Raw genomic sequence first — 12,209 nt, 5'->3', positions numbered from 1 at the left:
GCGACCAGGGCTCATCTGACGAGGCCTGGTCGTCACCCTTTCATTAAATAGATGTTAGTTTTTTACAATTACATAAAAATTCTGATAGTATACCCCCCTATAGTATATGGAGGGCGTATGCCGCATTCACCCGAAGATAAAAAACGCATTCTCACTCGTGTACGCCGTATTCGCGGTCAGGTTGATGCGCTTGAGCGCGCACTGGAATCTGGCGAACCATGCCTGTCGATCCTGCAACAAATTGCCGCCGTACGCGGCGCATCCAATGGTCTGATGGGCGAAATGGTTGAGATCCACCTGAAAGATGAACTGGTCAGTGGGGAGACAACACCAGACCAGCGAGCTGTGCGCATGGCTGAGATCGGCCATCTTCTGCGTGCTTATCTAAAATAACACCATCACCTTGCAATAATGGGAAGAGACAAATGAAATCACGTGCAGCAGTTGCATTTGGCCCCGGCCAACCGTTAAAAATTGTTGAAATCGACGTCGCACCACCAAAGAAAGGTGAAGTGCTGGTTAAAATTACCCACACCGGCGTGTGCCATACTGACGCTTTTACGCTCTCAGGCGACGATCCGGAAGGCGTGTTCCCGGCGGTACTGGGCCATGAAGGCGGCGGCATTGTGGTTGAAGTGGGGGAAGGCGTCACCAGCCTGAAACCGGGCGATCATGTGATCCCGCTGTACACCGCAGAGTGCGGCGAGTGCAAGTTCTGTAAATCGGGTAAAACTAACTTGTGTCAGGCCGTGCGGGCGACACAGGGCAAAGGTCTGATGCCTGATGGCACAACGCGCTTCTCGTATAACGGCGAGCCGATTTATCACTATATGGGCACCAGTACCTTCAGCGAATATACCGTTTGCGCAGAGATCTCGCTGGCGAAGGTTAACCCGCAGGCTCCGCTGGATAAAGTGTGTCTGCTGGGATGTGGCGTGACCACCGGTATCGGAGCGGTCCATAACACCGCGAAAGTGAAGGAAGGCGATACCGTAGCCGTATTTGGTCTGGGCGGTATTGGCCTGGCGGTGATTCAGGGCGCAGTGCAGGCAAAAGCCGGGCGTATTCTGGCTGTTGATACCAATCCGGAGAAATTCAAATTGGCTGGTGAAATGGGCGCGACCGATTTCATCAACCCAAACGATTACGATAAGCCGGTGCAGGACGTGATTGTTGAGCTCACCGACGGTGGCGTGGACTTTAGCTTTGAGTGTATCGGCAACGTTAACGTGATGCGTGCGGCGCTGGAGTGTTGCCATAAAGGGTGGGGCGAAAGCATCATCATTGGGGTGGCGGGTGCCGGTCAGGAGATCAAAACACGTCCGTTCCAGTTAGTAACCGGTCGCGTGTGGCGCGGTTCCGCGTTTGGCGGCGTAAAAGGGCGCACTCAGTTGCCGGGTATGGTCGAAGAAGCAATGAGCGGAAAAATTCAGTTAGATCCGTTTATTACGCATCGCCTGCCTCTGGAGCAGATTAACGAAGCGTTCGATTTAATGCATCAGGGTAAATCCATCCGTACTGTTATCCATTTTGGTGATAACTGATTCATTGGCCAGCGGATTTCACCGCTGGCACTTTCCTGAATTTTTTAGAATTATGTTGTGAAAGTGTGACGAATCCGGCGCTTTTCACGGTAAGTAAACTTCCCGGATTGCCGATGACTATCTAACGGGCGTGTTTTCACGCATAAACCCTACAAGAGAGTCGACGGTCATGGACAACACTACATCGATGCAAGCCCTGCATAAACTGGGCTTTCTGCATCAAATCCGGCTGGTTCCGCTGTTTTCCTCCATTCTCGGTGGCATCCTTCTGCTATTCGCCTTAAGTTCCGGGCTGGCAGGTTATTTTCTTATGCAGGCCGATCGCGATCAGCGCGATGTAACCGATGAGATTCAGGTCCGGATGGGGTTATCTAACAGCTCTAACCACTTACGCACCGCGCGTATCAACATGATCCATGCTGGTGCGGCGAGCCGTATTGCTGAAATGGATGACATGAAGGCCAATATTGCCGAGGCAGAAAAACGTATTAAGCAATCGCAGGACGGTTTCAATACTTATATGGCTCGTGCGGTGAAAACTACTGCCGGAGAGGCGTTAGACGCTGAACTGAGCGCCAATTTCAAAGCCTATATCGATGGCTTACAGCCTATGCTCAAGTACGCTAAAAACGGCATGTTCGAGGCGATCATCAACCATGAAAATGAACAGGCCAGACCGCTGGACTCTGCTTACAACAAGGTATTGTTAAAGGCGATCGATATTCGTACCGCCAGGGCGAATCAGTTAAGCGAACAGGCGCACCAACGTACACAGCTTGGCATGGCCTTTATGCTGGGGGCATTCGTTCTTGCGCTGGCACTGACCGTGATGACGTTTATTGTTCTGCGCCGTACCGTTATTCATCCTCTGTTACGTGCGGCCCAGCGCATTGAGCAAATTTCAGAAGGGGACCTGACAATGCCAGAGGAACCAACCGGGCGCAGCGAAATTGGGCGCCTGAGCCGTCATCTGCAGACAATGCAACGGTCGCTGGCGAAAACAGTGGGCACGGTACGTCAGGGCGCGGAAGAAATCTACCGCGGTACCAGTGAGATTTCGGCGGGTAATACCGATCTGTCTTCACGTACCGAACAACAGGCCGCGGCGATTGAACAAACGGCGGCCAGCATGGAAGAGCTGACGGCTACGGTGAAGCAAAACGCCGACAACGCGCATCATGCGAGTACGCTGGCGGAAGATGCATCCGGCAAGGCCAGCCGGGGCGGTCAGATGGTCTCTGGTGTGGTGAAAACCATGGGCAATATCTCAACCAGCTCGAAGAAAATCTCCGAAATCACCGCCGTTATTAATAGCATTGCTTTCCAGACCAATATCCTGGCGCTGAACGCGGCGGTTGAGGCGGCGCGGGCAGGAGAGCAGGGGCGTGGGTTTGCAGTGGTGGCTAGTGAGGTCCGTACGCTGGCAAGCCGCAGCGCTCAGGCGGCAAAAGAGATTGAAGGATTGATCAGCGAATCTGTCCGACTGATTGACCAGGGTTCCGGAGAAGTCGTCGCAGCGGGCAATACGATGACGGATATTGTCGATGCGGTAAAACGCGTGACCGACATTATGTTGGAAATTGCGGCGGCCTCTGATGAACAAAGCCGGGGCATCGTCCAGGTAAGCCAGGCGATTTCAGAGATGGATAAGGTCACACAGCAAAACGCCTCATTGGTTGAAGAAGCATCGGCTGCTGCGGCCTCTCTTGAAGAGCAGGCCGCACGCTTAACGGAAGCCGTCGGCACATTCCGTTTAACCGGGACAAGCGCAATTAGACGCGTTACACCTGCCGTTCATCCATCGGTTTCACTGCCAAAATCAAACACGGTAAATACGGATAACTGGGAAACATTCTGACAGGCCAGCCATCCGGTAATACGATCCTTTGTATTACCGGATTTACTATCTATTTGTACGTGGCACTAATAGTTCCCGCTGCGGTGAACGCGCCAGGGGTGTAGTCATCGCAGGTACTGTTATTGCTGGCGGAGGTGCAGGTGAGTAACCCGGCCATGGTGATATCTTTCGCCGTTACGATGGAACCAAAGTCGATGGACACTGAAGAATTTGTGTCATTCGCCGACAGATATTGCCGGGACGATCCCTCGTAAGAAACCGCCACTCCCCGTCCGCCCGCTGCTGAGGTGCCAGTTGTGGTATTGGCGAGAATAGACAACCCGCTATTATCATAAGCCGCTTTGGTCGACGTCAGTTTAAGGGTAACCCCTGAAGCATTAACGCAGTTGCTATTTTTCAAGGTGAAGGTTTTTCGTGGTTTGTCATTACCCACATCGCCAAAGTCGATGGTGGTGGGGGATACGGATAAATTACAGGTTGGCGTGGCGAATTTTACGGTGAATGAAGATGCGTTTACTGTAGCGACAACCTGTTGACTACTTACATCTTCATTCCCTGCTTTAAACCTGCCTACTTCACCATTTATAACAGGATGCGCTTCACCATTACCTATTGAGGAAACCACCCCACGCTGCCAAACTTCGATGTATAATCCAACAGGAAAACCTCCTTCTGCGGCATTATCGATCTCACGTGTCCAACTCGTATTAGACGGAATGTAAGCTGTATAAGTAGCATTAATAGAATTAGCTATGTAAATGTTATAATATATTCTAGGTATGCTCGTTGGAAAAAAACTCTGTTGTAGCTATATTTTGTACTACCACTGGTGCTGGTATAACTATCGTATTGCGTACCGCTTGTTGCTGTGGATCTTCCATAAAAATCAGAACCATCATTACCTGTATTACAAGTTATGTGACCATATTCTCCCGCACTGAGCGTCCCCAATAGCACGGGTGTTGTACTGGATGGGTTATAATTATTCACGACTAACGTTCCCGCGCTTACCGTGCTGGTATTAATTTTGTCAAAATAACACTCCTTAGCCTGCACCTGATATGAATAAATTCCGTTCAACAGCAATGCCACAAAAGAAATTGATCGTGAAATCATCGTGCTCATATTAACCTGCCGTTTATCCATTATTTGTAGCTCACGCTGATTTGCACCTGACTTAATACGCCACCTGGAGTGACCGTTTTTGCTGAATCCACTTTTTGAAAACGAGCCGAAAGGGTGATATCAGAATAGGTAGTGGTTGAACCTTTATAGTTAACAATATTGACGGCAGAGGTATTGTCTTTATTAAGCACATTAATAGCAACTGGACTTGTTCTCCCCTCAAAGACCACAACGCCCACGTTTCCCGCTGCAGTCATCGGACCGGTATATTCATTCGGGAATATCTGATTACCGGTGAGTTGCGCTTTTTGCGGCTTAAAGCTCAACACCAGCGTTTTGGCGAGAGAGCCTGAATCACAGCGGAAGCTAATCTTTAGGGGCTGTGTGGGGACGTTACCCTTCGTTGTTGCTGATAAATTCGCCCATGCGCCGCCAGCGGCGAACTCGCTCGCGTCTAAGTCGCCCAAATCAACATCGGAGGCGGTGATGTCACAGCTACCAGTAACCAACTCCGCCTTAACCGTTAATACATTTGTATTGGTACTGTTCGCGGCCCATAGCGGCGTGGATATCAGCAATAAGGCTATTGGTATAAATTTCATGGTGGCTCCTACTGATAGGTGGTGGTGAACGTCAACGAACCGTTGAAGGTGCCACTTGTCGCGGTGGTTGAGTAAGACGTTGGACGCAGAGATAAAACCAGGTTCAGGGCCTTATTGGTGCGCTCAGTTGAGGTCCAGTCAAACGGCGTACTGCTATTGAGAACTAACAGAGAATTTGGGGAGCCAGAACGATACAAAACTGCTGCGGCCCCGTTATTCCCACCATAGAGTTCGGTTGGATAGCCGTTGTACCACGAAGAGGCTTTAATACCCGTTTTCATCCAGGTAACCGTCTGGTTTGTACTGGATCCGATCGTGCAGTTGCTGTACTGCAACGAAAAATCTTTCAGCGTATTAGCGCCCTGAGCTTCCAGTTCTGCGCGGGTTAATACACCAAAATCAATGGTCTGGTTCACCGCTTTGCTTGAACCAACAACAATATTGACGGTGCAGGTCATAGCAAGCAAATTGGCTTTAAAGTTAACCACGACATCTGCCGCAAAGAGATGTGGGCTGCATAATAGAAAAGAAACAAGCATTACCTGGCGCATAAGCTATTTCCCGGCTCCTGGCATCTGGCAAATTAACGTCTCCAGACGAATTGATTTTCCGATCATCGCGGGCGCGTCAGGGATCTGGTAGCTCACATCGCAGTAGCTTGCGGCGTCGCTCCCCCAAATAACCTTCAGGCTGCCACGTTGTTCGATCCCACGTAAAAAGGCGCGGCCCGCCTGACCCATTGCGCCAACGGATTCTCCCTGTTCATTGAGAATGTTCGCGCCCAATGGAATGAAACTGTTATCACTACGTCTGAGCGTGACAAACACCGATTGACCTTGCTGGGTGGCGAAAGTGACTTTCACCACGGCACCATCGCGCGGAACCACGGCGGCGGAGGTGTTTTTCACTTCGACATCTGCCTTGATGGTGCTGAGATCCAGCCCGACGGTATTCTCGGCATAAGGCGAAAGACTGGTGGCAACTGCATATCCGGCGCTGTCAATCTCACCATACCCATTGGTGGTGGTCGCGCCATCTGCACCTTGCGCTTCAATAAGGGCTATGGCGCTTTGTGCGTTGACATTACCCGGTAACAGCGTCAATCCACCGCTGTGTAACAGCACACCGCCGTTATTGTTTAGGGAATACTGCTGGTTATGATTTTTATCGACTGTAGCGGAAACGCTGGTCGCTCCATGCGCGCCGTTATAGGTGGAATATCCGCTGACGGAATAGGTGTCTTCTCCCTGGCTGGCCTGGTTAGCGGTAGTACTGAGGCTGTAGTTCCATTTATTGTTGCTACTGTTACCACTGGCCGTACTGGTGAAACCGTTGTTGCCGCTAAAGTCGCTATTGGCGCTGAGGTTCAGACTGGAGAATGCTGGTTGATCGTTTTGAGCGTTGCTACCAAAAGGAATACTCAACCCAACGTACAGGCTGTCATCTTCATCACCCCATTCGTTATAACTACGCTGCAGCGAGATATTCCACGAGATGGTGCGGAAAGTATTGCTGTAGCCCAGCGAATACTGAGACGTTTTGTCTGAGCTACCCCAATAACTCGTCCAGGTGCCGCTGAGATAAAATGAACCGTAATCTTCTCCGTTAAGGTTGATCGGTTGATTGACGTTAGCCTGAAGCTCATTTTTGGAATGGCTGTAGCTGTTGCGATACGCATCGTTACGGTTAGTATCGTGATCGTCGCTATAACTATCGATGCTATTTTGCAAAGAGATGACGTCATTAAGCGAGAGGTAATCTTTGGTGCTGTATCGATAGGCGCTAAAGCTGAAATTGGTCTGTGTTGCGTCCAGCACATTACTGTAGCTTACACGGTAACTCTGCCCCTGCAGAGCGCCAATATCTTCAAGTGAAGCGCGAGAGTGGATAACATCGACTGCGATAGCACCAAGACGCGTATTCATCGCCAGACCCAGCATCCCCGCCAGATAGTCTTCTTCCATTGACTGTATGCCGCCATACAGCGTGAAAATATCGCTCAGTCCATAATTACCGTTCGTGGTGAGCACCCATGGGGAGTCGCTGTTGTCATTGTTGTCTAATGTCCCAACGGCAAAATCCCAGTCAACTTCACCCTTGGTCATTAACTGAGCAACAGAGGCATACGGTACGGTGAATAACCGTTTTGACCCATCAGCTTCTTCCACGGTAACGTCGAGGTCAGCGCCGTTGATTGCCACATAATAATCCTTCAGAGCAAAAGGACCTGGGGGAACGGTGGTTTCATAGATGATGCGCGACTGCTGTCGTACGGTAATTTTGGCATTACTGTTGGCCACGCCGTTGATGACGGGAACGTAGCGACCATCATGCGGATCCATGCGTTTGTCGTTATACAGATGTATGCCTTTAATGCCGATACTATCCAGTACTTCGCTGCGAGAGGTGACCTGGCCCAGTTCCATTTGTGCCCGCATAGGGGGTAAATCCCGTGCTAAATAGAGATCGTAGTTGTCCCAGGTTGCACTATCGTCTTTTGTCCAGTTCAGCGCGCCGCTGGAGCGTAACCGCCATGCTCCAAGGTTGAGACCATAGCCGAGCCCCAGATAACCACTGTCAGAGGCGCTACCGTCATTTTCACTGTGATAACCGCTGAAGCTCCAGTTCAGTATTGCAGCAGGAATACCGGCATCCCAGCGTGCGGGGTTGACATAACCCGCAGGGTGGCTGACGAGAAACAGTTGCGGAATTGTGAGCATCAGGATCTGTGAATTAGGATCGTAACTCACGCTGGATGAGGGGTAATAATCCGCCAGGATATAGCATTGCGATTCACCTTCGTCCGCATCTGCCGTGGGGAGTTTGCTTACATCAACGTTTGCTTCATCGAGCACCTCACGAGTCAGGCAGGGAGACGCGTTCGGGGTGTGGTTGTCAATAAACTGGATCTTTGCAGTTTGCTGTTGCTCACCGTTAATCCAAACTGAGACGGTATATATACCGGGTTTCACCGGGTTGCCGCGTGCATATTGTGACACGTCGATTGCCGATTTTTTACCTGCATTGCTGAAGATAAAGTCATCGTTGAATTCAATGTAATTATCGTCAGCAAAACCTGTCTGACAAATAGCCAATAATACCCATACTGAGGTCGCTAACAGGTGTTTTGACATTGACATAGAGCAATCCTTGCACGCGTTTTTTTATTTATCCGTTACGTCAACGTTAGCCCCGTAATCATTGACTGCTGTCCATGAAACGGATTCTAGCCGGGGAGTGGTGAGCGTTTTCACTTCATAGCTGGCGCTGGAAAAAGGGGCGACCATGTCGGGCTCAATTTTGTATTTTTTCCCCCCGGAAGTGATGTTAGCGCCAACAAGCGAAACAAAATAAGGAGAGTCATTTTTCGCCGTCGCCCAAATTTGTTTACCTTGGTTTGCAAGGCCCCATTTCAGATGTTGGATTGCGTCATCCGCCGAACCAGGAAGGGATGCGGGGCGATAAAAAACCTTGATGCGGGTTTTCAGCGCGATCTGCAGCTGATTTGATTTAGCGGCATCTTTATTTTTTCCGGGGATTTCAAGTGCATTAAACCAATACACGCTTTCACGATCGGTGGGTAACGGTTGCCCGTCCCAGTTTAAGCGTACGGTCAGTCCCTGTTTAGGATCGACCCGACTGACTGGGGGGGAGGCGATAAAAGGAACGTTTAAGGTTTGCGGATCAACATCTTCATGACCATCGTCTAACCAGGACTGGACTAATAAAGGTTGTTGCCCCTGATTAACCATTTTAATTAGTGCCTCCTTCGCGTCGGAAGGGTAAATAACACGGGTAGCGTTAATCACTATGCTGGCGACTGACGAATAGCTAAAAGAGATAGCGGCAGAAAATATAATTAATCTGAATGTATTTTGTGGAATCATATCATTTTGTGTCTTGGTTAAATAGCTGCAACCTTGAATTAAAGTTGCAGCAGAGTTATTAACTAATGTTGATCTTATACAGCTTGTTAGGGGTAGGTTGTTACAAAGGTGGTATTCGCTTTCACTACACCAACAGTCGGCGTACCAGAACCTGAGTAGATATAACCGACGGTATAATTAAATACTGCACCGTTGGTGGTATCGTAAGTGGCTTCAGATTGCGGTGTGGCTGATGTAAAATCGATAATGGTACTGGTTGCGGTATCTTCTACCTGGAAACCCGCATCTTTATCTCCTGCGGCAGCGTTTAACAATGCTTTGCTGGTGCTATTGTAATTACCGGTTGTTGAAAATTGCCCTTTTACTTTACCACCCGCTGGTTCAGTGGCGCAGTTTTTAACGGTGATCTGAAATTTGGTTTTCATCGCAGGACTACTGACAGCCGCTTGCATCGCAGGAACAGTGATATCTGGCAGTTTGACCTCTTTGGAAGCAGAAATACCATCAATACTGACATCACAGGTTGATGATGTAATATTTCCTGAAAAATCAATGTTTGCAGAATCAGAACCAGCCGCTTGGGCCTGAAAAGTAGCACCTGCGACCAGAAGCGTTACTGCGCTTAAACAATTAACAAATTTCACGTTATTTTCCTTAATAACAAATTAAATGGCGAAAACATTATATGTCGTGAGATTCTGACTGAATAGCGGGTGAAGCTGAGGTTAGTGTTTTTTAAGAATTTGTTTAGAGGTAATAGCTAATTATTTAATGTAATATGAAATTAACTTAATTGGATTGATTTTTTATTCTTCATTGAATTCCAAGGAGAAATTTTTAGATGTAAGTTTGTGTCGGGGATTTCGTCCGCCATTATTCGACAGAGATATCATCAATAATAAGTGTTGCTTAAATTGCTTTTAAGAAAAAATACGCTTTTAGCTGTGTTTTATGACGGTTTCACCGTCCATATATTGAACATTTACATGAATTGGGCCTGCAGGTACTAACAGGCCCAATCATCAATACGATTAAACAGGTACGGTTTTGCGTATTGCGGCGATAAGGATCTGCGCGGCCTGAGAGAGTTGCACATCGACACGAGTAAGAATCCCGATGGGTTCACCCGCCCCGTGGGTAGGTATCGGCAACGACACCAGCGTCGCCTGGCGTAAATCCTCTCTAACTGCACCTGAAGGGACAAACCATACATAGTCGTAATCAACCGTCAGTTGGCGGGAGAGCGATGCTGACAGTGTTTCAATGCAGCCAGGCGGCATTTTACAGCCCTGACTTTGCAACAATGCTTCTGCGTGCTGGCGAGGCGCGGTTCCTTTTGGCGAAACCACCACCGGCCACTCCATTACCCGACTTAACGTGATGGTTTCCTGCAACAACGGGTGGTTAGGGCGCACGACCAGTTTAAGTGATTCCAGAAACAACAATTCATAATTCAGACCGACCATTAATTCCGGATCGGCCATGCGACCAATGCCGAGATCAATTTCTCCGGACTTTAAACCCGCCAGGATCATTGGGTTACTCATGGTGGCAACCTGCAGCGTGGTCTCCATTTGCTGCTTGTGGAAAGGACCAATTACCGCAGGCAGAATGCCCAGTGCCGCGGTGGGTAAGGCCCCAATCCGTACGACATCAGTCTGCGATTCTTCGCGCTGATTTAACGCTTGCCCGGCAGTGTTGAGCGCATCCAGCACTCTTACCGCGTGGGTAAGAAACTGCTCTCCTGGCAGCGTTAACTGCGCGCCAAGGCGGCCACGCTCAAAGAGCCGAGTCCCGGTCAGTTGCTCCAGTTCATTTAGCGTTTTGGAGAGAGCCGGTTGACTCAGGTTAAGGGTCTCAGCCGCGCGCCCCAACGTTCCCTGCTGTGCAACGGCGACAAAAGTATGAAGATGGCGCAAGCGAATGCGCTGATTGAACAGAACATTTTTTTCCATAAGCGATGTTAAAAACAGAGCCGTATCGGTGACAAGTAAAGTTGTTTGTTTTTGATAACCTGATAGCAAAATATTATTAACATTTATCATGTTTTACTTACAACTGATTTATTTTGCTTATGTTTTGTACAGCGTTGCTGGGTGGTGGGATCATGGAAGGGAGTATGTTCAGTCGTTATACTTTGGTTATTGTTTACTTTTGAACGATTTCTCTTCACAAGGCACTGATGAATGATACATGTAATAGGGCACCTTAATCCCGATAGCGATGCCATCTGCACCGCCGCAATGACGGCTCGTTGGCTTAGTTTACGTGGCCAGCAGGCGACGGCATGGCGTTTGGGCGAGCCTAACCGCGAAACGCAGTTTATCTTTGAGCATGCGGGGCTGACGATGCCTGAACGGTTGACGTTTGAACTGACCGATCGTGATGTCTGGTTGGTCGATTTCACCGAGCCTGCCCAGGGGCCGGAATCGTTGACAGAAAGTAACGTGGTGGGAATTATCGATCATCACCGACTTGGTGGGTTAGTCACCCGTCTGCCACCGGAAGTGTGGGTGAAGCCCGTCGGCAGTAGCGCAACCCTGCTGTGGCAACTGATGACGGAAGATGAACGCAATCAGTTATCTTCCGCTGAGGCTATTTTACTGCTCGGCGCCGTATTGAGTGACACTGTCACGCTTCGTTCACCAACGACCACCACTGACGATCGCCTGGCGGTTGATGCGCTGGCCCAAAAAACCGGAGTGGATCTTGACGCTTTCAGTCGCGACCTGCTGTCAGCCAAAACAAGCGTGGAAGGGATGAGCGCCCGCGAACTTTTGCAGAAAGACATTAAAACCTTCACCATCCATGGACATTCAGTCTGTGTAGCGCAGCTTGAACTGTATGCGCTGCAACAGGTGGATGCGGTGCTGGACGATCTCCGTCAGGAAATGGCGCGCTATGCAGAGGAAAAGAATGCTGCGTTGGTCGTGCTGATGCTTACCGACATCAATCTGGGTGACACCAGCCTGTGGTTTGCTGGAGCAGAACTTTCAGACATCCCGCAACCCTGCAAGGTAGAAGGTATGCTTAGCCGTAAAAAACAGATGCTCCCCTGGCTGGAAAGCCATTTGAAACCCCGTCAGTAGGTACTGTTCATCGTTTATATGGGTGGGAAGTTTACGCGGGGTCACACTTTGTAAATTCTTCCCACCGGAGTCAGCGGTGTTTTCTACACTCCAGGTAATATTCA

General features: G+C 49.4%; 11 protein-coding genes. 4 read left to right on the top strand and 7 right to left on the bottom strand.

What is annotated here, in order from left to right:
• Positions 1-117: 117 nt before the first annotated feature.
• The 3 genes from WN16_RS15945 (at position 118) to WN16_RS15930 (ending at position 3,402) form a co-directional block, all read left to right on the top strand.
• Complete coding sequence (locus tag WN16_RS15945) at positions 118-393, top strand: metal/formaldehyde-sensitive transcriptional repressor (protein ID WP_003020296.1); 276 nt, start codon at positions 118-120, stop codon at positions 391-393.
• 32 nt (positions 394-425) lie between these two features.
• Positions 426-1,544: an S-(hydroxymethyl)glutathione dehydrogenase/class III alcohol dehydrogenase gene (locus WN16_RS15940; RefSeq protein WP_003020293.1), complete on the top strand. Its 1,119-nt coding sequence runs from the start codon at positions 426-428 to the stop codon at positions 1,542-1,544.
• A gap of 169 nt (positions 1,545-1,713) precedes the next feature.
• Positions 1,714-3,402 carry a methyl-accepting chemotaxis protein gene (locus WN16_RS15930; RefSeq protein WP_003836088.1) on the top strand — a complete coding sequence of 563 codons (1,689 nt, stop codon included), beginning with the start codon at positions 1,714-1,716 and terminating at the stop codon, positions 3,400-3,402.
• Positions 3,403-3,451: 49 nt separating this feature from the next.
• Here the strand turns inward: WN16_RS15930 and WN16_RS24585 are convergent, their stop codons facing one another.
• The 7 genes from WN16_RS24585 to pcaQ form a co-directional block, all read right to left on the bottom strand.
• On the bottom strand, positions 3,452-4,027 hold the full coding sequence (locus WN16_RS24585; protein WP_225990731.1) for a hypothetical protein: 576 nt from the start codon (positions 4,025-4,027) through the stop codon (positions 3,452-3,454).
• A gap of 520 nt (positions 4,028-4,547) precedes the next feature.
• The gene (locus tag WN16_RS15920) at positions 4,548-5,129 is read right to left on the bottom strand and encodes a fimbrial protein (protein WP_003836094.1); all 582 of its coding nucleotides are present in this window, start codon (positions 5,127-5,129) and stop codon (positions 4,548-4,550) included.
• Between the two features lie 8 nt (positions 5,130-5,137).
• Positions 5,138-5,680: a fimbrial protein gene (locus WN16_RS15915; RefSeq protein WP_003843747.1), complete on the bottom strand. Its 543-nt coding sequence runs from the start codon at positions 5,678-5,680 to the stop codon at positions 5,138-5,140.
• Between the two features lie 3 nt (positions 5,681-5,683).
• Entirely contained in the window at positions 5,684-8,269 is a 2,586-nt protein-coding gene (locus WN16_RS15910) for an outer membrane usher protein (RefSeq protein ID WP_088169150.1), read from the bottom strand.
• Positions 8,270-8,293: 24 nt separating this feature from the next.
• Positions 8,294-9,016: a fimbria/pilus periplasmic chaperone gene (locus WN16_RS15905; protein ID WP_044702362.1), complete on the bottom strand. Its 723-nt coding sequence runs from the start codon at positions 9,014-9,016 to the stop codon at positions 8,294-8,296.
• An 86-nt stretch (positions 9,017-9,102) separates the two neighbouring features.
• Positions 9,103-9,660 (bottom strand): fimbrial protein, encoded by a 558-nt coding sequence (locus WN16_RS15900; protein ID WP_044702361.1) that lies wholly within the window; start codon positions 9,658-9,660, stop codon positions 9,103-9,105.
• A 387-nt stretch (positions 9,661-10,047) separates the two neighbouring features.
• Positions 10,048-10,971: a pca operon transcription factor PcaQ gene (pcaQ, locus tag WN16_RS15895; protein WP_003843743.1), complete on the bottom strand. Its 924-nt coding sequence runs from the start codon at positions 10,969-10,971 to the stop codon at positions 10,048-10,050.
• Positions 10,972-11,202: 231 nt separating this feature from the next.
• Here pcaQ and WN16_RS15890 point away from each other — a divergent pair, with 231 nt between their 5' ends.
• The gene (locus tag WN16_RS15890) at positions 11,203-12,105 is read left to right on the top strand and encodes a manganese-dependent inorganic pyrophosphatase (RefSeq protein ID WP_003020285.1); all 903 of its coding nucleotides are present in this window, start codon (positions 11,203-11,205) and stop codon (positions 12,103-12,105) included.
• Positions 12,106-12,209 lie beyond the last annotated feature (104 nt).

The organism is Citrobacter sp. ABFQG (assembly GCF_004322975.1).
In the GTDB taxonomy this organism is placed as follows: Bacteria; Pseudomonadota; Gammaproteobacteria; order Enterobacterales; family Enterobacteriaceae; genus Citrobacter; species Citrobacter freundii.
This window is presented reverse-complemented; position numbering and strand designations above follow the sequence as displayed.